Source organism: Collinsella sp. wc0529 (genome assembly GCF_046116875.1).
Lineage (GTDB): Bacteria > Actinomycetota > Coriobacteriia > Coriobacteriales > Coriobacteriaceae > Collinsella.
The window spans coordinates 1,435,677-1,461,399 of record NZ_JBJXBO010000001.1 but is presented as its reverse complement, the minus strand read 5'-3'; the positions used below and the strand labels follow the sequence as shown (position 1 = coordinate 1,461,399).

At 61.7% G+C, this 25,723-nt stretch carries 23 protein-coding genes and 1 tRNA gene; 5 read left to right on the top strand and 19 right to left on the bottom strand.

Features of this window, described 5'->3' with window-relative positions:
• Positions 1–47: 47 nt before the first annotated feature.
• The 19 genes from rsfS to ACKUTP_RS06070 form a co-directional block, all read right to left on the bottom strand.
• Positions 48–503: a ribosome silencing factor gene (gene rsfS, locus ACKUTP_RS06160; RefSeq protein ID WP_117745948.1), complete on the bottom strand. Its 456-nt coding sequence runs from the start codon at positions 501–503 to the stop codon at positions 48–50.
• Between the two features lie 27 nt (positions 504–530).
• Positions 531–1,064, bottom strand: a complete 534-nt coding sequence (yqeK, locus tag ACKUTP_RS06155; protein ID WP_193221482.1) for a bis(5'-nucleosyl)-tetraphosphatase (symmetrical) YqeK — start codon at positions 1,062–1,064, stop codon at positions 531–533.
• 87 nt (positions 1,065–1,151) lie between these two features.
• A complete protein-coding gene (gene nadD, locus ACKUTP_RS06150) occupies positions 1,152–1,829 on the bottom strand; it encodes a nicotinate-nucleotide adenylyltransferase (RefSeq protein ID WP_055285119.1) in 678 nt (225 codons plus the stop codon).
• Positions 1,830–1,832: 3 nt separating this feature from the next.
• On the bottom strand, positions 1,833–3,299 hold the full coding sequence (obgE, locus tag ACKUTP_RS06145; RefSeq protein WP_022094754.1) for a GTPase ObgE: 1,467 nt from the start codon (positions 3,297–3,299) through the stop codon (positions 1,833–1,835).
• 85 nt (positions 3,300–3,384) lie between these two features.
• The gene (rpmA, locus tag ACKUTP_RS06140; protein ID WP_006236075.1) at positions 3,385–3,642 is read right to left on the bottom strand and encodes a 50S ribosomal protein L27; all 258 of its coding nucleotides are present in this window, start codon (positions 3,640–3,642) and stop codon (positions 3,385–3,387) included.
• Positions 3,643–3,675: 33 nt separating this feature from the next.
• The gene (gene rplU / locus ACKUTP_RS06135; RefSeq protein WP_035138585.1) at positions 3,676–4,050 is read right to left on the bottom strand and encodes a 50S ribosomal protein L21; all 375 of its coding nucleotides are present in this window, start codon (positions 4,048–4,050) and stop codon (positions 3,676–3,678) included.
• Between the two features lie 67 nt (positions 4,051–4,117).
• Complete coding sequence (locus ACKUTP_RS06130) at positions 4,118–4,930, bottom strand: TIGR03936 family radical SAM-associated protein (RefSeq protein ID WP_409063823.1); 813 nt, start codon at positions 4,928–4,930, stop codon at positions 4,118–4,120.
• A complete protein-coding gene (locus tag ACKUTP_RS06125) occupies positions 4,927–6,804 on the bottom strand; it encodes a TIGR03960 family B12-binding radical SAM protein (RefSeq protein WP_409063822.1) in 1,878 nt (625 codons plus the stop codon). Before ACKUTP_RS06125 ends, ACKUTP_RS06130 begins: the two co-directional genes overlap by 4 nt.
• Before the next feature lie 10 nt (positions 6,805–6,814).
• Positions 6,815–7,744 carry a YcjF family protein gene (locus ACKUTP_RS06120; protein ID WP_006236071.1) on the bottom strand — a complete coding sequence of 310 codons (930 nt, stop codon included), beginning with the start codon at positions 7,742–7,744 and terminating at the stop codon, positions 6,815–6,817.
• A gap of 18 nt (positions 7,745–7,762) precedes the next feature.
• Entirely contained in the window at positions 7,763–8,989 is a 1,227-nt protein-coding gene (locus ACKUTP_RS06115) for an FtsW/RodA/SpoVE family cell cycle protein (protein WP_409063821.1), read from the bottom strand.
• Positions 8,990–8,998: 9 nt separating this feature from the next.
• On the bottom strand, positions 8,999–11,068 hold the full coding sequence (mrdA, locus tag ACKUTP_RS06110) for a penicillin-binding protein 2 (RefSeq protein WP_409063820.1): 2,070 nt from the start codon (positions 11,066–11,068) through the stop codon (positions 8,999–9,001).
• Positions 11,069–11,081: 13 nt separating this feature from the next.
• Entirely contained in the window at positions 11,082–11,648 is a 567-nt protein-coding gene (locus ACKUTP_RS06105; RefSeq protein WP_022094761.1) for a rod shape-determining protein MreD, read from the bottom strand.
• An 11-nt stretch (positions 11,649–11,659) separates the two neighbouring features.
• Positions 11,660–12,601: a rod shape-determining protein MreC gene (mreC, locus tag ACKUTP_RS06100; protein WP_082421788.1), complete on the bottom strand. Its 942-nt coding sequence runs from the start codon at positions 12,599–12,601 to the stop codon at positions 11,660–11,662.
• A 78-nt stretch (positions 12,602–12,679) separates the two neighbouring features.
• The gene (locus tag ACKUTP_RS06095) at positions 12,680–13,711 is read right to left on the bottom strand and encodes a rod shape-determining protein (RefSeq protein ID WP_006236061.1); all 1,032 of its coding nucleotides are present in this window, start codon (positions 13,709–13,711) and stop codon (positions 12,680–12,682) included.
• Between the two features lie 127 nt (positions 13,712–13,838).
• Complete coding sequence (locus ACKUTP_RS06090) at positions 13,839–15,143, bottom strand: tetratricopeptide repeat protein (protein WP_035138590.1); 1,305 nt, start codon at positions 15,141–15,143, stop codon at positions 13,839–13,841.
• Between the two features lie 11 nt (positions 15,144–15,154).
• On the bottom strand, positions 15,155–15,697 hold the full coding sequence (locus tag ACKUTP_RS06085) for a peptidylprolyl isomerase (RefSeq protein WP_006236059.1): 543 nt from the start codon (positions 15,695–15,697) through the stop codon (positions 15,155–15,157).
• 107 nt (positions 15,698–15,804) lie between these two features.
• Positions 15,805–16,947, bottom strand: a complete 1,143-nt coding sequence (locus ACKUTP_RS06080) for a zinc ribbon domain-containing protein (protein WP_349088246.1) — start codon at positions 16,945–16,947, stop codon at positions 15,805–15,807.
• A 103-nt stretch (positions 16,948–17,050) separates the two neighbouring features.
• Positions 17,051–19,774, bottom strand: a complete 2,724-nt coding sequence (locus ACKUTP_RS06075; RefSeq protein WP_409063819.1) for an HAD-IC family P-type ATPase — start codon at positions 19,772–19,774, stop codon at positions 17,051–17,053.
• A gap of 76 nt (positions 19,775–19,850) precedes the next feature.
• Positions 19,851–19,927, bottom strand: a tRNA-Arg gene (locus tag ACKUTP_RS06070).
• Between the two features lie 204 nt (positions 19,928–20,131).
• Here ACKUTP_RS06070 and aroF point away from each other — a divergent pair.
• From aroF to aroC, 5 genes are read left to right on the top strand one after another with little or no spacing between them, the layout of a single operon-like run.
• Positions 20,132–21,154, top strand: a complete 1,023-nt coding sequence (gene aroF, locus ACKUTP_RS06065) for a 3-deoxy-7-phosphoheptulonate synthase (protein ID WP_349088244.1) — start codon at positions 20,132–20,134, stop codon at positions 21,152–21,154.
• Between the two features lie 3 nt (positions 21,155–21,157).
• Positions 21,158–22,072, top strand: coding sequence for a prephenate dehydrogenase/arogenate dehydrogenase family protein (locus ACKUTP_RS06060; RefSeq protein ID WP_117564237.1), 915 nt, complete (start codon positions 21,158–21,160; stop codon positions 22,070–22,072).
• Between the two features lie 36 nt (positions 22,073–22,108).
• Positions 22,109–23,215, top strand: a complete 1,107-nt coding sequence (gene aroB / locus ACKUTP_RS06055; RefSeq protein ID WP_409063818.1) for a 3-dehydroquinate synthase — start codon at positions 22,109–22,111, stop codon at positions 23,213–23,215.
• Positions 23,209–24,528, top strand: a complete 1,320-nt coding sequence (gene aroA / locus ACKUTP_RS06050; protein ID WP_409063817.1) for a 3-phosphoshikimate 1-carboxyvinyltransferase — start codon at positions 23,209–23,211, stop codon at positions 24,526–24,528. The genes aroB and aroA overlap by 7 nt, the downstream gene beginning before the upstream one ends.
• A 1-nt stretch (position 24,529) precedes the next feature.
• A complete protein-coding gene (aroC, locus tag ACKUTP_RS06045; protein WP_409063816.1) occupies positions 24,530–25,627 on the top strand; it encodes a chorismate synthase in 1,098 nt (365 codons plus the stop codon).
• The last annotated feature ends 96 nt before the right edge of the window (positions 25,628–25,723 follow it).

Below are 25,723 nucleotides of genomic sequence, written 5' to 3'. Positions count from 1 at the left end.
CCGGCGATATGCGTGAGGATAGCTAAAACCCCGTCTCAAATGAGCTACTAGAGGAGGTTGAGGGGGAGCTGGGGGGCGTCTCCCCAGAGTTTCTCGAGGCGGTAGAAGTCGCGGGCTTCGGGAGTGAAGACGTGGACGACAACCGAACCGTAGTCCATGAGCATCCAGGTCTTCTGCTCGCGACCCTCGATGGAGAACGGGTGCTCGCCGCAAGCCTCGGCGACCTTCTCCTCGATCTCGTCGACGATAGAATCGACCTGGCGGTTATTGGTACCGGTGGCAAGCACAAAGTAGTCGCATACGTCGGAAAGCTCGGTCAGGTCGAGCACCTGAACGTCCTCGCCCTTCTTGTCGTAGGCGGCCTGCGCGGCGGCGCGGGCGACATCCTCGGCGGCGACACCGCTCGCGGACAGCGAGGCGGCAGTGCGGTCGGACGTGGCGGCGAAGCTCTTGTGCTCCACATGTTCAAGAATCTGCTCGTCGGTCATGGTCTCGTCGGCCATGGAATACCTCTTTCTAGACAGCCCGAGCTAGCGCAGCTGGGCGTAATGGTTGTAAATCGTAATAGCCGTGGGATAAAGATAGCGCCCGGACTGGATCACATAGACCAGACCCTGCGCAAAACAGGAGAAGAACAACTCATCGAGCGTCGACTCCCCCACCATCTTGCGCAGCGCATGGGCATAATCGCCGTGGCGGTTGGGTTCGATGGCATCAGCCACAAAGACCACCATATCGAGCGGCGTCATGTCGCAAGCGCCCACGGTGTGACGGTCGACAGCCTGAAAGACCGCCGGCGACAGCTCGGGAAAAAGCTGCGGAAGCTCATAGGCGGCAACAGGGCCATGCAAAAGCGGCGTCGCGGCGGAAGGAGAGCCGGCAATCTTAATGCCGTAATGCAGAGCGCGCGTGACCAGCTCGTCGTCGGAGAGCACTTTGTCCCAGTCATGGATCAGGCCGGCGGCAGCGGCATCAAAGCGGTCAACGCCGTAGACCTCGGCCAGATGAAGTGCGGTCTCGGCAACACCCAGCGAATGCACATAGCGCTTGCGCTTATCCTTCATGCGAACATCGAGCAGCTCTTGAATGCGCTTGAGCAGCGCGCGCTCATCGCCCTCAAACTGATCCTCTACCGACAACGTAGACCCCCATCACTCAAAATCTTCTTGGCCCAAATCGGCATATAGCCTGCGTTTGCGAATGTAGCCGAGCACGGACTCGCTCGTAAGATAGCGCACGCTCATGCCGCGGGCAACTCGCTTACGAATGTTCGTCGAGCTGATCGCCAGCGCCGGAATCTGAATATAGCGCACGTCGAACGGCAGCCCCGACTCTTTGATTCGGGCACGCGCCGTATCGATATCAAAACCCGGTCGCGTCGCCGCAATAAAGGTAGCAAGCTCAGCGATTCGTTCGGCATCATGCCAGGTCACAATATCGATAATCGCGTCGGCGCCCGTAATAAAGTAGAGCTTTACCTGCGGCGGGTAAAAGTCGCGAAGGGCATGAAGCGTATCGGCCGTGTAGGTTACGCCCGGACGGTCGATCTCGAACCGACTCGCCAAAAAGGCCGGGTTCGCGGCGGTGGCGAGGACCGTCATGGCATAACGGTCCTCAGCAGGCGTCACCGGCTTGTCAAGCTTAAAAGCAGGAGAGCCCGCCGGCATAAAGAGCACAGCGTCCAAGTCGAGCGACTCGCGCGCCTGCTCGGCAGTCACCAGGTGCCCGTAATGGATGGGATCAAAGGTGCCACCCATAATGCCGAGCCTAAACTCCTGCCCGTCCTCTAGAGGAAGCTCGGGCAGACCGATTCCACCGCGCAGCGACATGGCCTACTCGCCCTCCGAGGTCTCGGCATCGCCCGCGGCATCCGCCGCATCGACAACCTCGACGCCCTCATCCGCAGCATCAGCCACGTCAATGGCTTCAACGGCAACGTCCTCGCCAGCATCCTCGAGCTCTTCGTACTCCGAGAAGTCCTCAGCGCCCTCAAAGTCAAAGGCGCGCTGACAAATGCGGACCTCGTCGCCCGCACGGCAACCGGCCTTCTCGAGCGCGTCGTCAACACCCATACGCGCAAACTTATGCTGCAGGTAAATGACGGCTTCCTCGTTTTCCCAGTCGGTCTGGATGACCATACGCTCAATGGCACGACCGACCACGCGGAAGGCACCGGGCTCTTCCTGAACAATGCGGAAACGCTTCTCACGCTGCAGGCGACGGCGCTCCCACTCATCGTCGCGCAGAACGACCGGCTCATCCGAGACAGCCAACTCGGCGCGCAGCTTAGCCACCTGCTCGCCCACGGCAAGCATCAGCGTATTGAGGCCGGCGCCCGTCACGGCAGACACGGCAAAGAACATATGTCCATCGTCGAGCGCTGCGCGCTTGAGGTCGGCAATCTTGTCGGCCGTGCCCGGCGCATCGCACTTGTTGGCAACGACGATCTGCGGACGCTCCGAAAGCTCGGCGCCATACTGCTCGAGCTCGCGGTTGATGATGTGGTAATCCTCGACCGGATCGCGATCCTCAAAACCACCCGTCATGTCGACGACGTGCATGATCAGGGCCGTACGCTCAATGTGGCGCAAGAACTGGTGACCCAGGCCCTTACCCTCGCTCGCGCCTTCGATAAGACCGGGGACGTCAGCAACGACGTAAGAATATTCGCCGGCACGCACCATGCCGAGGTTCGGCACGAGCGTGGTAAACGGGTAGTCGGCGATCTTGGGGCGGGCGGCACTCATGCGCGCGATGAGAGATGACTTACCCACCGAGGGGAAGCCCACGAGCGCGGCATCGGCCATGAGCTTCATCTCGAGCTCAATCCAGTGCTCCTCGGCCGGCTCGCCCAGCTGGGCGAACGCGGGCGCGCGGCGCACCGACGTCACAAAGTGCGTATTGCCGAGACCACCGGCGCCACCAGGGGCCACGACAACGCGCTCGCCATCATGCACCAGATCGGCAATCTCGAACATCGGGGTCTGCGTCTCGGGGTCGAGCTCGCGCACCACGGTACCCATAGGGACCTTGAGAATCAGGTCCTCGCCGCTCTTACCGTTACGACGGGCACCCTGCCCGTGCGTGCCGCGCTCGGCGCGGAAGTGATGCTTAAAGCGGTAATCGATCAGCGAAGACAGCTGAGCATCGGCCTGGATGACGACATTGCCGCCACGACCGCCGTCGCCGCCATCGGGGCCGCCCTTGGGGACAAATGCCTCGCGCCTAAACGACATGCATCCGGCTCCGCCGTCGCCGCCGCACACGTTAATGCGGCTGATATCGGTGAACTGTGACAACAGAATCGCCTCCTACAAAAAAGAGGGAGACCCTTGAATCCTAAAACTCAAGTGCCTCCCACATATGTGCTCTATGAAGGGTGAATTACGCGTTCGCGAGCGGGCGTACGCTGACCCTGTGCTTGATACCCTTGTGGAACTCAACGGTACCGTCGACCAGCGCGAACAGCGTGTCGTCCTTACCACGGCCAACGTTCTCACCCGGGTGGATGTGCGTGCCGTGCTGACGGACGAGAATCGTGCCCGTGGTTACCGTCTGGCCGGCATAGCGCTTCGTGCCAAGGCGCTGACCGCGGGAGTCACGGCCATTACGGGAGGAACCGAGTCCTTTTTTGTGTGCCATTGTGTATACCTACTCTTTCGTTACGAGTGTAATCTACTCGGCGACGGGAGCCTCGGCAACAGCCTCGGCCTCTGCCTTGACAGCCTTCTTGGCGCGGGACGTAGCCTGGACCTTCACGATCTTCAGCTTGGTGAGCTGCTGACGGTGACCCTTCAGACGACGATAGCGCTTGCGCTTGTGGAACTTGAAGACCAGCTGCTTCTCGCCCTTGAACTGCTCAACGATCTGAGCGGTAACCTTGGCCTTGGCCAGCTTGTCGGGATCGGTGACGATCTTCTTACCATCGTTGAGGAAGATAACCGGCAGGGTGACCTTGTCGCCCTCATTGCCCTCGATCTTCTCGACGGTGATGACATCGTCGGTGGCGACCTTGTACTGCTTGCCGCCCGTGTTAACGATTGCGTACATGTTTACTTGCCCTTCATGCATCAGTTAGTGCAACAGCCGAATATAGTAGCAGGCGAAAATACCCCCGTCAACGAGTATGTGGAGCAAATCCACAAGTTCGCACAGGTATGGGGCTGACGAGTCGGCCCTCGTCGTCCTCGCATGCTTGATTCTGACGCTCGACATCGTAGGAGCAGATGGTCACGAGGTCTTGCATACCGGTGGAAACAATAGGTGCATCCACGCCCGGGGTCAAGCCCTGCAACAAAACATCAGCAGCGGAAAGCAAAATTTCCGGACGCATGGAGCCCTCGTTGTCGGCATGGGTGTCGAGCATGAGCACCAAATGGTCCGGGCGCTCCCCCGCCGTGAGCTCATAGCCCACGAGCGTGTGATCCAAATCCAAGCGCTTGCTCTTTTTTCCGCGCGCGTAGTCGATGCCATTGCCCGCGCGCAGCGTGTCGATCGCACGACGCACCTCGTCGGCGCTTACGGGCGGCTCGGGATCCAAGTGCAGGTCGATGCGATACGACAGGCGCGTGAGCTGCGCCGTCAACGCCGGCGTGCGCACGTCGATGTACGCCGCCTCGATGGGCGCCAGATCGGCCGGAGACGCCGCAGCCAGGCGCCCAAACGCCTCGTCGAGCGCCACGAACTCGGTCATAAACAGGTCATACCACTCGCAGGTCGACGACGTACCAACAGGCAGCGCCGAAGAGAAGCCCACGCGCATGTGCGGAGAGAAGCCCTGCGTGACGGCATAGGGAAGCCCCGCACGGCGCACGATGCGCTCAATGGTATGGATTACTTCGAGATGCCCCAGGTACTTAAGGCGATCGCGCTTTCCATAGCGAACACGAAGTCTAAAGAGCGTGGGGTTGTCGGTCAGGCGCTCACTCATGCGCGATCACCCATCAATACATTCTTGGCGTGGAGCGTGGGGCAGATCCCGCAGCCGGTGCACGACGTGCGGGTGCAGTCGGGAGTCGTGACGCCCTCGAGTGAGCGACGGTACTCGCGCTCGAGGAAGCCGCGCGTGCAGCCGGGGCTCACGTGCTCCCACGGCAGGCGCCAGTCCAACTCGTAGGGCAGGTGCACGAGCTCATTGAGGTCGATGCCGTTTTTGGCAGCAGCTTCCTTCCAGTTATCGAGCGAGAAATGCTCTACCCAGGCGTCAAAGCGAGAGCCCGAGCGCCAAGCGTCGATGATGACGGGCGTCATGTCACGACCGGCGCGGGACAGCGCAGCCTCGATGAGCGAGGTCTCGGCATCGTGGTAATGAACGCGGACGGCACGGTTGCGAACGCTCGTGATGAGCAGCTTCTGGCGACGCTTGACGTCGTCGTAGTCGAGCTGCGGGCACCACTGGAACGGCGTGGCAGCCTTGGGGATAAAGACCGAAACCGAGATGGACACCGAGATCGAGCCGCGACGAGCCTTGGGCACCACGGAACGACCGAGCTCCAGCACGTGATCGGCCAGATTGGCGATGGCCACGATGTCCTCGTCGCGCTCGCCGGGAAGGCCCATCATAAAGTAGAGCTTCATGCGGTTCCAGCCGGCCTCGAAGGCCGCCTTGGCCGCACGGTCCAGGTCCTCCTCGGTCACGTTCTTGTTAATGATGTCGCGCATGCGCTGGCTGCCGGCCTCGGGCGCGAACGTCAGGCCGCCCTTCTTTTCGCCGGCGACCGACTCAGCCATATCCACGCCAAACGAATCCAGGCGCTGCGACGGAATAGACACGCGAATACCCGTATCCTCCAGGCGACGGTTGAGCCTGCCGAGCACGTCGCGAATGCAGGAGTGGTCGGTCGTGGAGAGCGAGGTCAGCGACACCTCGTCATAGCCGGTCTTTTCCAGACCCTGAATCACCGACGAGACGATCTGGTCGGCCGAGCGCTCACGCACCGGGCGATACGTCATGCCGGCCTGGCAAAAACGACAGCCGCGGGCGCAGCCGCGCAGGATCTCGATAGACAGGCGATCGTGGACCAGCTGCGCATAGGGCACGCACGACTGCGACAGCGGATTCGTGGCGCCGAAATCCTCGACGACGCGCTTGTAGACCACGGTCGGCGCATCCTTGCCCTCACGCGGCACGGTGTAGCCATGCGGCGAGCAGGGATCGTCGTGACGAACCTCATAGAGCGACGGCACGTAGTTGCCGACAATGGATGCAAGCTGCTCGACAATCTGCGCGCGCGGGACCCCTTCATCACGCAGGCGGCGATGCAGCTGGCAGGTCTCGAGCAGCGATTCCTCGCCCTCGCCGATGAGGATGGCATCGAAGAAGGCCGCGTACGGCTCGGGGTTGTACACCGAGGGGCCGCCGGCGATGATAATGGGGTCGTCTTCACCTCGGTCGGCCGCTAACAGCGGAATGCCAGCGAGGTCGAGAGCCTCGAGGAAGTTCGTCACCGCCATCTCGTGCGGAACATGCAGACCGACGATATCAAACGAAGCGACCGGCGCTGCACCCTCGAGCGACAGCAGCGGAATACCCGCCTCGCGCATGGCATCACCCATATCGGGCCACGGCACATAGCCACGCTCGCAGGAGATGCCCTCGGCCTGGTTAAGGATGTTGTAGAGGATGGCGATGCCCTGGTTGGGCAGACCGACCTCGTACACATCCGGGTAGATCAGGCAGCAACGGTAGTCGGCATCGGCCTTGGAAAGCGTGCCCCACTCGTGATCGATATAGCGACTCGGCTTCTCGACCTTGGCGAGCAACGGCTCAATTAAATGAAAACAGTCTTGGTATGCAACGCGCAACGGAAAACCCCTAAGCAGCGAGATCTGATGCGTCCTGATAGGACGCCATAGGACGGGTAGCGCCCGCGACCGTGGTCACCAGATCGCGAACGCGGGAGAACGTGGCAGTGACCACCTCGTTGGCACGGCTGTAGTCGACATCGCGCTCGTAGAGCGAAACGAGCGCACGGCCCATGCCATAGGTGCCCGCGGCAGCAGTGAGCGCCTTGACGGCAAACCCAATATGCGGCGTCTGCTTGACGAGCGCGCGGGTGACCGCGCGGATCACAAGACCGCCGGCAAGCACGCCCGCGACCTCGTAGCCGCGCTCAGGCTTAATGCCGCGTCCAAAGACGGCAGCGAGCTCAAAGAGCATGCCCACCTGCGCCAGCGCCATAACGGGATAATCGGCGCCCGGCAAAAACACCAGCGCACCGGTCGCCATATTGGTGAGCGCGCACGAGGTGATGATACGATTGGCCGCCGCGATGCGCATGAAGGCAAAGTTCGCCGCAAAGGCCGTTTCCTTGTCGGTGCGATCGAGAATCCAGCGGGCAAGCGTCTCGAGCAGATACGTCTTATCGGTTGCCGCTACCACGCCGAGCATGGGCGTGGACTCCTCGATAAACGGCACCTCCACAGCAGACTCGGCAAGCACGCACACGGGCGCGCCGGCGATCACGAGCTCCTGTACGGCACTCTCCAAGCGGTCGGAACCACACGAGAGCACCAGCACCACATCGGTATCGGTCTTTGGAGCAATTCGCTCCTCCCCCAGACGCTCGACGCGCACAATACCCGAGGTCGTTTGCGGCACAAAGGCGTCACGCACCGTCTCGGCCAGAAAGCGCGAGGCGGACGAATCCAGATAGACCGAGACGCGCACCGGCGTATCGGAATCCTTCTTAACGGACGCGCCCATCTTAAAAGCGCGGGTCAGCTTATCTACGGGAATTTTCATAGCAAACCCCTCCAGCGGTTACGCGGCGCCCGAACGATGCCGCCATATGGATTGTACGATACCCACCGTCAGCAGCTGGATCATCATCGAAGACGAACCGAAGCTAATAAACGGTAGCGGAATACCGGTAATCGGCATCATGCCGATGCACATGCCGATGTTCTCGAAGGTCTGGAATGCCCACATGCCGACGATACCTACGCACGACAGACGCAGGAACAGCGACTCACACTTAAAGGCGACGCGAATCGTCGAAAAGATCAGCAGCACGTAAAGGCACAGGAGCAAAAAGGAGCCACAGAAGCCAAAGGTCTCGGACAGGAAGGCAAAGACGAAGTCGGTGTGGAACTCAGGCAGAAAGCCGCCGGCCGACTGCGTCGCATGCCCCAGGCCCTTACCAAAGAAGCCGCCCGAGCCAACGGCGATAAGCGACTGCTGCAGGTTGTAGGCATCGTCCGAATCGGCATTATCGGGGTCGATAAAGACCGTCAGACGGTTCATCTGATACTGCTTGATGAGCACATCATGGCCGAGCAACGAATCAAAGACCGAATCGAGCGCCAGGACGAGGGCCACCAAGCCCACGAGCAGGGCCAGGGTCGACAGCACCCATTCGCGGCGTGCACCGCTCATACAAATGACGATGGCGCCCGAAACCAGCACGACCAGGCCCGAGCCCAGGTCGCCCATGGCAACGACAGCCAAAAACGGAATGGACAGCATGCCGCAGAGCTTGACGTAGTCGCGAACGGTATCGATGCGACCGTTATACTGCGAGCCAAGCGTAGCAATAAAGAAGATGGTGATGAGCTTGGCAAGCTCAACCGGCTGGAATGTCAAGCCGATACCGGGAATCTTGATCCAGCCCGTCATGCCCAGACCGCCCGTATAGGACAGACCCGGAATCTTGGGCGAGAGGATCACGATCAGGTCGATGACGAGCAACGCCGTCGAGAAATTGGAAATACCGCGCAGGTCGGAGCGCCAGACCAGCACCGCCAGCACCGCTCCGATGCCAATTCCCAGCAGATGGCGTGAGAACGAAGCATCGGCCTTAAACTGCGAAGCCGACCAGATAATGATGGCACCGTAGGCGACGAGCGCCACAGTAGCCACGAGCACACCGATATGCACCTTTTGGCGAAACGTGCCGCGCGAGGCCGAAAGTTGCTTGTTGACACGGTCCAGGCTGCTGCGAGAGCCGGTCTTGGTTGAACGGAACAGATCCGTCGGAGAAAAATCCATCGCAACCTCCTATCGAACCGAAGAATCGCCCGAGGCCGAAGAGGTATCGGGCTCGTCATAAATCACGCCGAGCACGTCGCGCACGACATGCATCGCGGTATCTGAGCCGCCGCCGCCCTGCTCCAGGACAGTGGCGATGACATACTTGGGATCATCGGCCGGTGCATAGGCGCAGAACCACGCGTATTCGTCCTCGCCACTTTTCTCGCCCGTGCCCGACTTGCCGTATACCTGCGGCGTCAGGGTGCCAAAGTGAGCCGCCAGGGACGTCGATGCCGTGTAAATCACGTCGTGCATGCCGTTGCGAACAAGAGCCAAATCCGAATCGCTGTTGATCTTGGCCACCAAGCGCTTCTTCTTGCCCTTGCCGTTGTACTTATAGGCATCGCCGTCGCCATCGCGCGACACGGCAGACAAAAACACGTGAGGCACGTACTGTTTGCCGCCGTTGGCAAGACCCATATAGGCACACGCCATCTGCAGGGGCGTCACCAGAATGTCACCCTGACCGATGGCAATGTTGGTCATATCGCCGGCATTCCACTTGCGGTCCTCGGCAGAGGCGTCGGTGAAGTACGACTCTTTCCACTCGGCATCGGGAATACGGCCCGCGCCCTCACTCGGCAGATCGATACCGCAGGTCTTGCCTAGACCCCAGCGACGAAAGACCTCCTGCAGGCCCTCGGGATGTTGCTCGTCATAAAAGAACGCCTTGCCCATGTCGTAGAAGACGGGGTCGCACGAGTTGGCGATACCCGACTGCAGCGTCATGGTGCCGTGGCCGGAATGCAGCCAGCAGTACTTGCCCCACGACTTGCCCAGACCCGTCCAATAGCCCGTGCAGTTGGTCGTCTGCCCCGACGTGTAGGTTCCAAACTCAAGACCAGCCAGTGCCGAGAGCGGCTTGATGGTCGAGGCCGACATGTACTGTCCGCTAATGGCGCGGTTGAGCAGCGGGTGCGAACCCTTGTCATCATTGAGCTCGGTCCACACGTCATTTGAGACGCCGCCGATAAAGACGGACGGATCGAACTTGGGCTGGCTCGCCATGCCCAGGATCTCGCCATTGTTGGGATCGAGACACACTACAGCGCCGTTGCCGGCATTGCTGTAGCCAGTGGTCTTGGCAAGCTCGATAGCGCTCGCCAGCGCCGTCTCGCAGGCCTGCTGGATCTTAAGGTCGAGCGTGAGCTTAATGTCAGAGCCGGCCTTCGCGGGCACGGCGCCGGCCTGACCGGTCACGTTGCCCGAGGCATCGACCTTGACGGTCTGCTCGCCACGAATACCCTGCAGCAGGTTTTCGTAGTAGCTCTCAACGCCCGCCTGCCCCACGATATCGCCCGACTGGTACGTAATCTTGCCAGCAGAAGCATCATCGTCGCCAGAAGTTTTCTTATTCTGGGCCTCGAGCTGCTCGGAGGTAATGGTGCCGGTATAGCCCAAGATATGGCATGCCGTCTCGCCGTATGGATACTGGCGCTCGGTACGCTCGGCAATCTTGACGCCCGGGAACTCGCCGGCATGCTCCTGAATATAGGCAACCGTGGAGCGACGGACGTCCGTCGCGATGGTATGCAGGCTCTGAGCGCCCTCTGTATTGTCCTGAATATTGCGAAGGACCGCCACATAAGGCATTCCAAGCACGTTGGCAAGATGGCGAACCAGAACCTCATCCTCGGCAAGGTCGCGGTAGGCCACGACAGCAAGTGAGGGACGGTTCTGGACAAGCGCCACGCCATTGCGGTCGAGGATGCGACCGCGCACAGCGGGTGTGGTAACGGTGCGAGTCTGATTACTATTGGCCTGCTTCTCGTAATAGTCCGACGAGACCATCTGCATGCCCCACAGCTTGACGGCAAGTGCCGCAAACATCGCGCCCACACCCGTGGTGAGGATGGAAAAGCGGCCCTTAAAGGCGGTCGCCGCGGTATTGCCTTCGCCCTCGGTGGCGCGCGGGGCCGTTCCATGCTGTGTATCGTAGGTAAAACGGGAATCGCCACGACGCATGATGACCAGCGCGACCACGATGGCCACAACCAGCACGATACCGGCGATAATAACCGTCATCTGGGAAGACATCTACGGGCCTCCCCTATTTGAGCTTGCGGGTCTTGGGCTTAAAGCGCATACCCGTCTGGCGTCCGCCACGTGCGGAGAATCCATAGCCGGACTGCGGCACGACGCCGGACATCAAAAACGGAATGGCAACCAGACCCGTCAGGATCGAGGACGGCAGCGCATGGCCGAAGATCGCCACGACAAAGCTCGTCTCCAAACCCATAAACAGCAAGATGATGCTGTAGATCACATTAATGACGAGCGCGAAGGCGCCCACGGTGACGCCGCGCGCACTCGGGGTACCGCCCGTCTGACCGACGGCGCTGTGCACCAGGGCAAAAGAACCCACGGTCAGCAGGAGCGACATAACGCCCACCGGCACGGCAGCGGACAGGTCATAAAACAAGCCGCTGCAAAAACCGCACACGACGGCACGGGTCGGGTCGCCCGAGAACACGCTTAGGCACACCAGGATAATCATGAAGTTGACGCGACCGCCCGCAATGGAGATCTGCGGCGCCAGGCCTGCCTGCAGCAGCACGCACACGATGGCGGCAATCACAAACGTACGGGAGCTCATCCCCTGCTCGTGTAGATCCATGGACATGCCCCCTATTCGCTCGAGCCAGAATCGGTCGTCTCGGACGTGTCGGAACTGTCATCCGAGCTCTCGTCCTTCGTCTTGGTCGCAGCGTCGCGCGACGTTCCCTGCGGCGTGCTGTTGGCCGTACTCACGTCCTCATCCGAGGCCGATTGTTCGTCGGTCAGCGAGGTGATGACCAGCACTTCCTCGTTGTTCTCGGCCGTGGTCTGAGCGCGCACCACAATGGTGTAGTACACGTCGTTTGCCGATTTCTCAACCGACGAGACGGTGCCGAGCGGTAGACCCTTGGGGAACACGCCACCGATGCCCGAGGTCACGATGATGTCGCCAACCTTAACATCGGAGTCGACGCTCACGTACTCAAGACGCAGCGTGCCGTCAGCCTGACCCTGCAGCATGCCCTGGGCGCGCGTGTCCTGCACCATGGCGGATACGCCGGAGTTCTCGTCGCCAATCAGGCGCACGGTGGACGTTTTGGCCGAGACTTCGATGATCTGGCCGATAACACCGGCCGAACTCGTCACAGGCATGTTGATGGTAAGCCCGTCGGCAGAACCCTTATCAATCGTGACGGTCGAGGTCCAGGCATCGCCCGAGGCACCAACGATACGAGCTGCGGTCGATTTGAGGTTGTAGGTCGACTGCAGGCCGACCAGCCCCTCCAGACGCTCAGCGGTCTTTTGAGCCTCGGAGAGCTCAGCAACCTTAGAGGTCAGTTCCTCGTTTTGTTTTTTGAGCTCGTCGAGCGTGTCCTGCGACGCCGTAAGGTTAGAGAACACGTTGCCGATCGCATTGAAGGGAGCCGCCACAGCCGAACCCACAAAGCGCACCGGCGAGGTAATCGTCGTTACGCCCGAACGCACGGCATGAATCGGCCCTGCCTCGCCCTCGCGGATGTAAAACGTGAGCAGCAACACCGAAATCAGGCTGAAAACAATCAACGGGCGCATACCCGTTGATTGTCGCTTGGTATTCAGATTTGTGGAGAAACCCGAAGATCGTGCCAAATGGAATCCACCTTTTGGAAATTAAGCATTGGTCTGGACGAAGCCGCCATCAAACGCATTGGCCTCGAGCACGCGGGCACAGCCGTTAACAACGTTATCGAGCGCCGTGGGGCTGACGTTGACCGAAACGCCGGTCTCATCGCGCAGGCGCACGTCGAGACCGCGCAGCAGCGCGCCGCCACCGGTCAGCAAAATGCCGTAGTACATAAGGTCCGAGGCGAGATCGGGAGGCGTGGCATCGAGGGCGTCCTTGACGGCCTTGGCCATCTCGTCGAGCGGCTTGTTGAGCGCGCGACGAATCTCCTCGCTCTCGATGCGCACGGTCTTGGGCAGACCGGTAATCACGTCGCGGCCGTTGACCTCGACGTCAAGCTCGTCCTTGAGCGGCACGGCGGAGCCGACCTTGATCTTGATGTCCTCTGCCGTACGCTCGCCGATGGCCAGGTTGTAGGCATCACGAACGTGCGTGAGGATAGCCTGATCGAACTCGTCGCCGGCAATACGAATGGACTGCGAGACGACGATGCCGCCCATGGCGATAACAGCGACCTCGGTGGTACCGCCACCGATGTCGATGACCATGGAGCCGGTGGGCTCCTCGACGGGCAGGTCGGCGCCGATAGCGGCAGCCATGGGCTCCTCGATCAGGTAGGCCTGGCGAGCGCCAGCCTGGATCGTGGCCTCAAAGACGGCACGCTTCTCGACCGACGTGACGCCGGAGGGAACGCAGACGACAACGCGCGGACGCGGGGTCCACGGATAGCGCTTCTCGGACGCCTTGTCGATAAAGTAGCGAAGCATGGCCTCGGTAACATCGAAGTCGGCGATGACGCCGTCCTTCAGGGGACGAACAGCCACGATGTTGCCGGGCGTACGGCCGAGCATGCGCTTTGCCTCGATACCGACCGCCAGGATGCGCTCGTCGTTCTTGTCGATGGCGACGACGGAGGGCTCGCGAATGACGATACCCTTGCCGCGCACGGAGACAAGCGTATTTGCGGTGCCGAGGTCGATGGCAAGATCGCCCGCATAGCTACCGAAGAACATATCCATCAAAGAAAACAACGCAACTCCTGATGTGTTGGATGATTGCTGGAAAACTACTAGTTCATGATACTAGCGCAAGCCCGGCACCTCACTTGCGGTGAAGCACCGGGCAAAACTAAATCCCATAAGGTCACTACTGGTTGTCAGCAGCCGAGAAATCCATATCGAGCGAGGAAACGGCCCAGCCGATATGGTTGTCGGAGCGCACGAATTGGACGGTGTACTCCTGCTCGCCGCCCTTGGACAGCGACGCCTTAACCTTGGCGGTCGTCTCGGTCATGGACTGATCCATGCCCTCGACGGACACGGTGGCACCCTGCGGAATCGAGGAGATGATCATCGACTTAGCGTCCTCGGACAGGCTCGAGGCCAGGCAAGACTCGGCCTTTGCGGTGTCACCGTCGCCGGCAGCCTGGAACAGATCGGTAACCACAGATTCCTGAGACGGGAAGCCAAAGCCGCGTGTGTAGGCAAAGCCCAGACCGCCCGCGGCGATCAAAATGAGCAGAAGCAGCACAATGAAGACTTTGAGACCCGTGTGGCGATGGCGACGACGGACCTTGGCCTGCTTACGATCCTGACGGTCCTGCTGGACCATCTCGGACTCGGACAGCGTAAAGAAACCGGTGTCCGAGGGATCGGGCATAAACTGACCGGTCGCGCCCGTAGGATCGAGCGGATCGACGGCAGGAGCGTCCATCGCGGGCGCCGGAGCCGTGGCCATAGCCGTCTGGGCGGATAGCGCGGCAAGCGAATCGTGAACGCGGGCAAGCTCATCGGCCTGCTCGGAGGTGAGCTGGTAGATGCCATCGGCAGTAGCGGCGTTAAAGGCGTCGAGTGCGTCGGAGGGGCGGCCGGCGGCAGAAAGTGCCTGACCCATGCCGGCGTTGAGCGCACGCGTGTCGTCGCGGGGGCCGGCAAAGTCGATAGCCGTGCGGTAGGTCTCCACGGCATCCGCCGGACGGCCGAGTTTAATGAAGCAACGACCAAGCTCGCCGAGTGCGGCGGCAGGAGCCGGATTGGCGCCGTCGATGGCAGCCTGACGGAAGGCAGTACCCGCGTTGGCATAGTCGCCCGACTGGAACAGCGCGTTACCCAGGCCCAGATAGGCCTTGAACGGCGTGGCATAGGAAGCATCCTGCGTAGCAGCAGAGAACGCCTGAGCGGCCGTCGTGTAGTCGCCCACGGCGGCGAGTGCCTTGCCGCGGTTGGTGAGCAGCGCGCCGCGCTTGCCATAGGTGCCGTCATTGAGGGCAGCGGCGTAGGCCTCGGCGGCCTCGGCATACATGCCCAGGTGCATCAAGGCGTTGCCACGAAGGTGATCGGCCTCGCCCATAATCTCATCGGGAGTCTTTGCCGCCCCAAGCATCTGGGCTGCAGCGGAAAAATCACCCGCGCGGTAAGCGGCGCGGCCCTGTTGGATCAGCTGGCTATTCAAGGAAGTCCCCTTTACTCGTGAACGATCTCGACATGGACGATCTCGTCGCCGGCACGCAGCTGCGAAATCACATCGAGACCCTCGACCGTGGTACCAAAGACGGTGTAACCGGAATCGAGGTTATGCTGGGCGCCCAGGCAGAAGTAGAACTGCGAACCCGCGGAATCGGGGTCCATGGAGCGTGCCATGGCAAGGGCACCATCGACATGGCTGTTGCGCGGATTGGTGGCAAACTCGCCCTTGATGCAGTAGCCGGGGCCACCGGTACCGGGCATGCCGTCGGGGCCCTCAAGACCAGCGGCGACGTCGGCGCCGGACATATCGCGGGTATTGGGGTCGCCGCCCTGGATGACAAAACCGGGCACATAGCGATGGAACTTAAGGCCATCATAGAAGCCCATCGTAGAAAGCTCGCAGAAGTTCGCGACATGAATGGGAGCGCCCTCGCCGTCAAACTTGACCTTGATGGTACCCTTCGACGTCTCGATAACGGCGCACTCGTCGCCGGCAAGCTGATACTCGGGCGTGTAGAGCTCTTTCTTAAAACCAAACATGTGGTTCCTTCCTCGTGCGTTTAAAGCATATTTGTACGAATTGTAGCAATAAGCATGCGCTTACATCAATTGCGCACGTAGGTTATGCCGACTATGGCGAACTAATTTTAGGAACGCTGCTGCGGCTTCCAGGAGCCCACGTTGGCGTCGTACTGATTAAGCGCGCTGTTGCCACTCTGAGCGATGGGCGCCAGGATCTCGCTTTGGTGAGAACTCATCGACTCGCCATCGGGAATGGCCAGCGAGATGTCCCAACTCTGGCAGATCACGTCGACGCGCTCATACATCCACTCGGCAAGCTGCTTTAAGTGGGCAATGTCGTCCGCATAGACCGTATCGTCCTGGTACTTAAGGTTGCTGAGCTCATCTTGCGTCTTTTTAATCTGGTCACGCAGGGCGTAGGCACTCTGCGACAGCTCCTGACGGGTGGACAGCGGCGTTCGGAGATAGCCGTTGTTAAAGGAATCGATGACCTCGCCGATCTGGTCCTCGTCACCGTAGGACACGATGGTCTGATACAGACCGTCGAGCCTGGTATAGAGCTGATCATCGGTGAGCACGGTTTCTTCCTGGACCACCTCGGCAGAATCGTCTTGCTTGGTATCGTCCTCAGTCGCCTCGCCTTTTTGGCGCGTGGGGAAGGTGGTTTGTGCAGCTTGGCCAAACTGGTCGTAGAAGCCAGGCATGACACCCATGGGATCGGTCGTCACGAACCAATAGGCACCGCCGCAAACGACGGCAAGGACCGCGATGACGATGAGCGGCTTGGGGATATGACGCTTGTGCTTGTGATAAGCGTCCTCGTCGGAATGCACCTTGCGCTTGGCTTTTTGAGCATCGTCATGCAGGGAAACGGGCGTGGGAATATCGACCTTGGGGATACCGAAATCCTTATCGAAAGCCGGCAGCACGCAGGTCTCATTGGGGTCAGCGGCGTCCGAAAGCACCGCAGCGGCAGAGGTCGGCGCATGCGGCACCTCGGTATCGATCTGCTCTTGCGTTAGGCGCGGAAAGCCCGCCGTGCGGCCCGCTGCCAGGTCGGATGCGGCCGCGTCCTCGGAGAGGATACCCGGAGCGGGGCGTCCGCATTTGGGGCACGTACGATCATGCGGAGAAAGACGGGCACCGCAGCCCTCACAGAACACGAACTCAGTGTGCTCGGGGCCATCGCCCGGACCCACATAGGCGTTGCAGTAGGGGCAGAACGAGGCGCCGTCCTCGATAGTCTTAAGGCAATGCGGGCAGATCACGGCATCCTCTTTTCGAAGCAATTCAAACAATCGAGGTTAGAGCATAACATCGCCACGGCCCCACAGGAGCAAGGCACCAATTCAACATCGGCAGAGCGCGTAGTTACTTCTTCTTTTTGCTTGGCATCGAGACTTTGATGCCTTGGGCGGACTTGGTCACGCGAGAGCGCTTGGCTCCGGCACTCCTCTTTTTCTTAGGCTGGGCCTGGGTCACGCCCTCGAGCGCGCGGGCCTCGGCCTCGCGAACGGTGCGATCTTCGCGGCGCTGCGCCATGTCGGCGGCGAAGCGCTTGGCAAAACGCTCGGCCGTCGAACCCGTCGAGCTCACCTTGCCACCACCGCGACCCAGGCGGACGCGCACGCCGCGGCCAAAACCAGTTGCGGCATGACGACGACGCGGCTTGAGCGAATCCATCATCGTGGCGAGCTTAAAGTACACCGAGCAGGTAAAGACCACGATGACAGCCAAGATAACCATCTGGCCCATCGACAGGTTGGCAATGGACAGCAGCTCCGGGAATCCGATAACGCCCACCAAGATGCCGGCGACTACAAACACAAAGAGCACCACACGCAAGGGCGTGAGAGGCTGCGAGATGCGCCAGATCAGACTGACGCTCGCCGCGCACGACGTAAGCAGGCACATCGTAGACAGCGTGAGCTGGCTAAAGCCAAACACGCGCGCCACAAAGATATCGAGCGCCGCAGCCAAAATGACCGCAATCGACGCCGGCAGTGCACGCTTGAGTACGTTGGTCAAAAACGCACCCTTCACGCGAGCATTGTTGGGCTCCAGGCCCAACACAAAGCCCGGCGCGCCGATGCAGAAGAAGTTAATGAGCGTCATCTGGATGGGCTCGAAGGGGTACGGCGGCAGCGCGATGCACAGCGCCGCCAGGGCCATCGAAAACAGCGTCTTGGTCAGGAACAGCGAGGCCGAACGCTGCAGGTTGTTGATGGAGCGACGGCCCTCGGCCACCACGGCGGGCATCGAGGCAAAGTCGTTGTCGACAAGTACGATCTCGGCCACGTTACGCGCGGCATCGGAGCCGGCTGCCATGGCCACGGAGCAGTCGGCCTCCTTAAGCGCCAGCACGTCGTTGACGCCGTCGCCCGTCATGGCCACGGTGTGCTCGCGGCGCTTGAGCGCCTGCACGAGCTCGCGCTTCTGCTGCGGGGTCACACGACCAAAGACATGGTAGCGGTCCACTGCGGCATCGAGCTTGGCCGGCGTATCGAGCGTCGTGGCGTCTACATAGGCGTCCGCCCCCGGCACGCCCACCACGCGCGCGATCGACGACACCGTACGCGGGTCGTCGCCACTGATCACGTTGAGGGTCACGCCCTGCTCGTTAAAGTAGCCAATAGTCTCGGCCGCCGAGGTACGAATCTCGTCGCGGATGGTTACAAAGCCCACGGGCTCGGCCTCGCCCACCATATCGCCATCGGGCGTAAAGCCGTCCACGCGCGCCACCACGAGCACGCGGCAGGTATCGGCAAGCTCGGCGACACGGTTCTCGACCTGCGAAAACACACGATCAGAGAGCACAAACTGCGCCGCACCCATCACATAGGAGCCCTGCGCAAACGACGCGCCACTCCACTTTTTGGAGGACGAGAACGGAATGACCGACAGCGGCTCAGACACCTCGACCGGACGGTCGGCGTAATAGTTGAGCAGCGCCTGGCAGGTCTCGTTGGCATCGGCCGAAGTCGCACGCGCCACGTTAGCCAGCGCAAAATCGAGCACCGTGGTATCGACGGGAACAGCCGCCGCGTCCGAGCCGGCGCCTAGGCTCACGCCCTCAACAGGCAGCGGGTAGGTGCCCTCGACCTCCATGCGGCCCGACGTGATGGTGCCCGTCTTGTCCAGGCACAGCACGTCGACGCGAGCGAGCGTCTCGATGCAGTAGAGCTGCTGTGCCAGCACCTTGCGGCGAGCCAGGCGCACCGTGGCGATGGCGAGCACCGACGAGGTCAGAAGCACCAGGCCTTGCGGGATCATGCCCAGCAGGGCGCCCACCGTGGACAGCAGCGCCGACGAAGGCACATGACCAGCCAACAGCTCGGAGAAGCACCACGAAAGTGCGCTATCGCCCGGGGTTCCCGCGGCATCCCACAGCTCGCTCACACTCGAGGCAAACAACGCCAAACCGAGCGGGATCATGATGATGCTCGCAAAGCGCACGATGGCGTTAAGCGCGTTCATGATCTCGGAATTGACCTTTTTGACGTATTTGGCCTCGTTATTAATTTTGGCCACGTAGTTGTCGGCGCCGACATGGATCACGCGGGCGCGCAGCAGGCCCGAGTCGATAAAGCTGCCGCTCATGAGCTCGGAACCGGGCTGTTTCTTAATAAGGTCGCTCTCGCCCGTCAGCAGGCTCTCGTTCACGAGCGCCTCGCCCGAAACCACCACGGCGTCAGCGGGAATCTGGTCGCCGCGCCCCAGGCGGATGATGTCGTCGAGCACGATCTGGTCCAGGTCGAGCTCCACCTCGGCGCCGTCGCGCACCGCGATAGCCTTCTTGGAGGTCAGCAGCGTGAGCTTATCGACCATCTTCTTGGAACGCATGGACTGAATGACGCCAATGGCGGTATTGAGGAACACCACGAACAGGAACGTCAGATTCTTAAACGAACCGGTCAAAATAACCAGGAACGCCAAGATCACGTTGATCAAATTGAACAGCGTGCAGAGGTTCTCGATGATGAGCTCTTTGACCGACTTGGTCTTGAGCTCCATGCTGCGGTTGATCTTACCGGCGGCGATGCGCTCCTCGACCTCGGCGGTCGAGAGTCCGCGCTCGATATCCGTTGCTGCCATACCACGTCCCATCACGTCGCGTCGGTATAAGAAAAACCGCCCGGACCATGCGAGGCTCGGACGGTCTTACGTTCGATGGTGCCCCATGTTGGATTCGAACCAACGGCCTTCTGCTCCGGAGGCAGACGCTCTAATCCCCTGAGCTAATAGGGCCAACGTTTGGGATTATACCCAAGTGCACCACGGGCTATCAAAATAAAAGAAAAAGCTTTGCAATTACGTGGGAGACGCGGTGCAACGGCCCACTTTAGAAGGCAAAAGCGAGTCAGATAGTATAAACTTTCATGCACCATATATACACGGCTCGCAATGCGGGCCGTTTTTGCAAAAGTTATCCATCGAGGTGAGAGGCACACCATGATTGCAATTCTAAAGCAGAGCGCCAGCGACGAGGCCGTCAGCCATATCGTCAGCTGGATTGAGAAAAAAGGCCTGAAGACCGACGTCTCGCGCGGCGAGAACGAGACGATTATCGGCCTGGTGGGCGATACGACCAAGATCGACCCGTTCCTGCTCGAGTCCATGGATGTCGTCGAGCGCGTGCAGCGCGTCTCCGAGCCGTTCAAGCGCGCAAATCGCAAGTTCCACCCCGAGGACTCCGTCATCGACTGCGGCCACGGCGTCAAGATCGGCGGCGGCCAGTTCCAGGTCATCGCCGGTCCCTGCTCCGTCGAGGGCGAGAACCTCATCCGCATCGCACGCCGCGTGAAGGCCGCCGGTGCCACGATGCTGCGCGGCGGTGCCTACAAGCCCCGCACCTCCCCCTACGCCTACCAGGGCATGGGCCCCGCCGGCCTCGACCTGCTGTGCGAGGCGTCTGCCGAGCTCGACATGCCGATCGTCACCGAGATCATGGACCCACGCGACGTGCAGGTCTTCCTGGACAAGAAGATCGACGTCATGCAGATCGGCGCCCGCAACGCCCAGAACTTCCCCCTGCTCAAGGAGGTCGGCAAGACCCAGACTCCGATCTTGCTTAAGCGCGGCATGTCCGGCACGATCGACGAGCTGCTTATGGCAGCCGAGTACATCATGAGCGAGGGCAACGACAACGTCATCCTGTGCGAGCGCGGCATCCGCACCTTCGAGACCCGCACCCGCAATACCTTCGACCTCAACGCCGTGCCGGTGCTGCACCACCTTTCGCACCTGCCCGTCGTCGCCGACCCCAGCCACGCCACCGGCTACACCCGCTATGTTGAGCCCATGGCGCTCGCCGCGACCGCCTGCGGTGCCAACGGCCTGGAAATCGAGGTCCACGACGAGCCGAGCCGCGCCTGGTCCGACGGCGCCCAGGCCCTCACCCCCGATCAGTTCGACGACACCATGCGCCGCATCCGCGCCATCCGCGAGGTTGTCTGCCAAGAGACCATGGAGTAGCCCATGGGTACGGTGAGAAACGCGCGCGTTAACCAGGGCGGCCCCAAGTGCGCCGGCATCGTGGGCCTTGGCCTCATCGGCGGCAGTTTTGCCCGCGGCTATGCGCAGGCGGGCGTCCGCGTGCTGGCCTGGGACCCCGATGACGATGTCATGACAGCCGCCAGCATGGGCACTGTCGCCGGAGAGCTCAACGACAAGACACTCGGCGAATGCGACATCATCGTCCTGGCTTGCTACCCCGAGGCCTGCATCGAGTGGCTCGAGGCGCACGCCCAAGCGCTCGCCGACGCCACCGACACCGAGGCCATCATGGGTCCCGTGGTGATCGACACCGTGGGCGTCAAGGGCATCGTGTGCGAACGTGCCTTTGAGCTTGCCCGCGAGCACGGCTTTTACTTTGTGGGCGCGCACCCCATGGCGGGCACGCAGTACTCGGGCTACGCACACTCCCGCGCCGACCTGTTCCAGGGCGCCCCGCTCGTGCTCGTGCCGCCCGCGGTGGACGACGCACTTAAGCTGGAGCTTTTGGGCCAGGTGCGCGAGATGGTGCGCCCCTTGGGCTTTGGCAAGTTCAGCGTGACCAGCGCCGCCGAGCACGACCGCGTCATCGCCTTCACGAGCCAGCTTGCGCACGTGGTATCCAACGCCTACGTCAAGAGCCCCACTGCCCAGGTCCACCACGGCTTTTCGGCCGGTAGCTACCGCGATCTCACCCGTGTGGCGCACCTCAATCCTCAGATGTGGTCCGAGCTCATGATCGACGACGCCGATGCGCTTGCCTTCGAGATCGACCATCTGATCGAATCGCTCGGCGCCTACAGCCGCGCCCTTAAGGACCGCGACCAGCGCTATCTGGAGAATCTCCTTGCCGAGGGCGACCGCATTAAGCGCGCACTCGACGACGAGGCCTCCCACTAGACCACCTATCACGCCAGGTCGAAAGGACCATAGCTTATGGCGATTACCATCGATATCGACACTGCACGCCCCTACCAGGTGCATGTTGGCACGTTTTTGCTGGAGCAGGCGGGACCGCTCGTGCGCGCCACTGCCGGCGGCACCAAGGCCGTCATCGTGACGGACACCAACGTGGGCCCGCTCTACCAGATGCCCGTTAAGCAGAGCCTGGAGGCATCAGGCTACGAGGTGAGCATCTGCACCTTCAAGGCCGGCGAAGCCCATAAGCGCGCCGAAACCTATGTTGCCATTTTGGAGTTTGTGGCCGAGCACGAGCTTTCGCGCTCCGACGTGATTGTGGCACTCGGCGGCGGTGTCGTGGGCGACGTGGCGGGCTTTGTGGCCGCCACCTACATGCGCGGCTGCAAGTTTGTGCAAATCCCGACGAGCCTGCTCGCCATGGTGGATTCGTCGGTGGGCGGCAAGACCGCCATCGACCTGGCTGCCGGCAAGAACTTGGCCGGCGCTTTTTGGCAGCCGAGCGTGGTTATCGCTGACGTGGGGTGCCTGGCCACCCTCACGCCCGAGCAGTTCGCCGACGGCTGCGGCGAGGTTGTGAAACACGCCGTGATCGCCGACCCGGAGCTTTTCGCCGAGCTGGAGAAGACCCCGCTCACGCTGGAGCTGCTCAACCGCGATGTGGCCCGCGTAGCGCTCATCATCGCCCGCAATATCGACATCAAGCGCGCCGTGGTCGTCGCCGACGAGCGCGAGACCAACCAGCGAAAGCTCCTTAACTTTGGACACAGCGCCGGACACGCCGTCGAGGCCTGCGAGCACTTTGAGCTCGGACACGGCAACTGCGTGTCGATCGGCATGGGCATCATCACGCGCGCCGCGGCCCTGCACGGCGTCTGCGATGCTGCACTGCCCGGTCGTATTGAGGAACTCTGCGCCCGCCACGGCCTCAAGACCCGCTGCGAGCTTTCCGCCGATGCCGTCTTTGCCGAGGCGCTCCACGACAAGAAGCGCGCGGGCGACACCATCGACCTGGTGATTCCGCACGGCATTGGCCGCTGCAGCATCGACCGCACGCCGCTTTCCACTTTCCACGAACTCATTGCCGAGGGCCTCGGCCAGAAGGGAGACGCATCCGCATGCTAGCCCGCATCACCCCGTCCCCGCTTAAGGGCACCGTTCCCGCCATCGCGTCCAAGTCGATGGCGCACCGTCTCATCATCTGCGCTGCCCTTGCCAACGGCGAGACGCACGTCACCTGCAACACCACCTGCGCCGACATCGAGGCCACGGTGCGTTGCCTTACGGCACTCGGCGCCCGCATCGAGACCGTCGAGGACGGCTTCCAGGTCCACCCTACCATGAAGAGTGTTGAGTTTGGCCTGCTCAAGGCCCTTGCCGGCGGCACGCTTGACTGCGGCGAAAGCGGCTCCACGCTGCGCTTTATGCTGCCCGTCGCCTGCGCGCTGGGTGCGGATGCCACCTTCGTGGGCCAGGGCCGCCTGGGCGGCCGCCCGCTCTCGCCGCTCTCGGACGAGATCATCGCCGCCGGCTGCGACCTACAGGGTCTGGGCGGTTTTCCGCTCAAGACGAGCGGACGCATGCGCCCGGGCACCTTTGTGCTGCCGGGCAACGTAAGCTCGCAGTATATCTCCGGCCTGCTGCTGGCAGCCCCGTTGCTCGCCCAGCCCTCCTGCGTGCAGGTAACGGGCCTCATCGAGAGCCGCCCCTACATCAACCTGACGATCCAGGCCATGAAGGCCTTTGGCGTCGAGGTCAACGTCGAACGTATTCCGTCCAAAGACGGCCAGCCCGAGGTCACGAACTTCCGCGTAAGCAGCGGCTCGTACCGCACGCCCGGTAACGTGGCCGTCGAGGGTGACTGGTCCAACGCTGCCTTTTGGCTGTGCGCCGGCGCCATCGGCTCCGATCCCATCACCGTCGAGGGTGTGTCCCTGAGCTCGGCCCAGGGCGACCGCAACGTGCTTGCCGCGCTTTCGCGCTTTGGCGCCCGCATCGTGCGCTCCACCAACGCCGCCACCGTGCAGTCCGACAAGCTCGCCGGCTTTGAGATGAGTGCCCACGACATCCCCGACCTGGTGCCCGTTATCTCGGCCGTGGCATCGCTGGCGCAAGGCCGCACGTTCATCCGCGATTGCGCCCGCCTGCGCATCAAGGAATCCGACCGTCTGGCCACTACCACCCGCGAGCTCACCGCACTGGGCGCACAGGTACGCATTGCCGGTGACGACCTCATCATCAAGGGTGTCGACGCCTTTACTGGCGGCGAGGTCGATTCGCACAACGACCACCGCATCGCCATGATGGCCGCCATCGCCGCGAGCCGCGCCACCGGCGAGGTCGTGATCCACGGCGCCGAGGCCGTCAACAAGTCCTATCCCGATTTCTTCGACCACTACCGCCTACTGGGCGGCAAGGTCACGCTCGAGGAGGAATAGCATGTCCTCGACCTTTGGCAACGTCTTGCACTTAAGCATCTTCGGCCAGTCGCACTCCCCCGCTATCGGCTGCTCGCTCGATGGCATTCCGGCAGGTATCGCCGTGGACCAGGAGCAGCTGCAGGCCTTCCTTGACCGTCGCGCCCCCGGTCGCGACGAGACCGCGACCAAACGTCGCGAGGCCGACGCCGCGCATATCATCGCCGGTGTGGTCGATGGACACACCACCGGCGCACCCATCGCAGCGATTATTGAGAACACCAACACGCGCTCCAAGGATTACTCCGAGCTGCGCCGCAAGCCCCGTCCCGGACATGCGGACTTCCCTGCGCGCGTGAAGTATCACAACATGCACGATGTCGCTGGTGGCGGGCATTTTTCCGGCCGCCTAACGGCACCCTTGTGCATCGCCGGCGGCATTGCGCTGCAGGCACTCGAGACCCGCGGCATTCAGGTCATGGCGCACGTCGCGCAAATCGGCGGCATCTCCGACCTGCCGATGGACGATATGGTCTATCGCGAGGCCGACCGCAAGGCGATCCTTACGAACGATCTGCCGTGCATTGACGCCGCCGCAGCCGGCCGCATGCGCGAGGAAATCCTAGCCGCGCGCGACGAGCTTGACAGCATCGGCGGCATCGTGGAGTGCGGCATCTACGGCCTGCCCGCGGGCATCGGCGACCCCATGTTCGACGGCATCGAGAACCGCATCGCGCAAATCGCCTTTGGCATTCCCGCCGTAAAGGGCGTGGAGTTTGGCATGGGCTTTGCCGTGGCTGCCATGCGCGGCAGCGAGAACAACGATCCGTATCGCATCGATGCCGAGACCGGCAATATCGAGGTCGAGTCCAACAACGCCGGCGGCATCCTGGGCGGTATTTCGACCGGCGCGCCCGTCATGTGGCGCATGGCCGTAAAGCCGACGCCCTCCATTGGCCGCGAACAGCAGACCGTAGACATGGACGCCATGGAAAATGCCGAGCTCTCGGTCCACGGCCGTCACGATCCCTGCATCGTCCCCCGAGCCGTCCCCGTAGCCGAAGCAGCCGCCGCCCTCGCGATTTGGGACGCTCTCCTCGAGGACGCAGGCCAGCTCTAAAAATCTCTGGGGGCCAACTCCGGCCCCCACGCCCACCCAGTGATTTTTCTGGGACGGGGATTAAAAAATCATTAGGTACACAATGATTTTTTAATC

What these genes read in the sequence shown, in the direction of transcription:
- rsfS (WP_117745948.1), bottom strand. Translation starts at nt 503, where the DNA reads ATGGCCGACGAGACCATGACCGACGAGCAGATTCTTGAACATGTGGAG.
- yqeK (WP_193221482.1), bottom strand. Translation starts at nt 1,064, where the DNA reads ATGAAGGATAAGCGCAAGCGCTATGTGCATTCGCTGGGTGTTGCCGAG.
- nadD (WP_055285119.1), bottom strand. Translation starts at nt 1,829, where the DNA reads ATGTCGCTGCGCGGTGGAATCGGTCTGCCCGAGCTTCCTCTAGAGGAC.
- rpmA (WP_006236075.1), bottom strand. Translation starts at nt 3,642, where the DNA reads ATGGCACACAAAAAAGGACTCGGTTCCTCCCGTAATGGCCGTGACTCC.
- rplU (WP_035138585.1), bottom strand. Translation starts at nt 4,050, where the DNA reads ATGTACGCAATCGTTAACACGGGCGGCAAGCAGTACAAGGTCGCCACC.
- ACKUTP_RS06130 (WP_409063823.1), bottom strand. Translation starts at nt 4,930, where the DNA reads ATGAGTGAGCGCCTGACCGACAACCCCACGCTCTTTAGACTTCGTGTT.
- ACKUTP_RS06120 (WP_006236071.1), bottom strand. Translation starts at nt 7,744, where the DNA reads ATGAAAATTCCCGTAGATAAGCTGACCCGCGCTTTTAAGATGGGCGCG.
- ACKUTP_RS06115 (WP_409063821.1), bottom strand. Translation starts at nt 8,989, where the DNA reads ATGGATTTTTCTCCGACGGATCTGTTCCGTTCAACCAAGACCGGCTCT.
- mrdA (WP_409063820.1), bottom strand. Translation starts at nt 11,068, where the DNA reads ATGTCTTCCCAGATGACGGTTATTATCGCCGGTATCGTGCTGGTTGTG.
- ACKUTP_RS06105 (WP_022094761.1), bottom strand. Translation starts at nt 11,648, where the DNA reads ATGGATCTACACGAGCAGGGGATGAGCTCCCGTACGTTTGTGATTGCC.
- mreC (WP_082421788.1), bottom strand. Translation starts at nt 12,601, where the DNA reads ATGCGCCCGTTGATTGTTTTCAGCCTGATTTCGGTGTTGCTGCTCACG.
- ACKUTP_RS06095 (WP_006236061.1), bottom strand. Translation starts at nt 13,711, where the DNA reads ATGGATATGTTCTTCGGTAGCTATGCGGGCGATCTTGCCATCGACCTC.
- ACKUTP_RS06085 (WP_006236059.1), bottom strand. Translation starts at nt 15,697, where the DNA reads ATGTTTGGTTTTAAGAAAGAGCTCTACACGCCCGAGTATCAGCTTGCC.
- ACKUTP_RS06075 (WP_409063819.1), bottom strand. Translation starts at nt 19,774, where the DNA reads ATGGCAGCAACGGATATCGAGCGCGGACTCTCGACCGCCGAGGTCGAG.
- aroF (WP_349088244.1), top strand. Translation starts at nt 20,132, where the DNA reads ATGATTGCAATTCTAAAGCAGAGCGCCAGCGACGAGGCCGTCAGCCAT.
- ACKUTP_RS06060 (WP_117564237.1), top strand. Translation starts at nt 21,158, where the DNA reads ATGGGTACGGTGAGAAACGCGCGCGTTAACCAGGGCGGCCCCAAGTGC.
- aroB (WP_409063818.1), top strand. Translation starts at nt 22,109, where the DNA reads ATGGCGATTACCATCGATATCGACACTGCACGCCCCTACCAGGTGCAT.
- aroA (WP_409063817.1), top strand. Translation starts at nt 23,209, where the DNA reads ATGCTAGCCCGCATCACCCCGTCCCCGCTTAAGGGCACCGTTCCCGCC.
- aroC (WP_409063816.1), top strand. Translation starts at nt 24,530, where the DNA reads ATGTCCTCGACCTTTGGCAACGTCTTGCACTTAAGCATCTTCGGCCAG.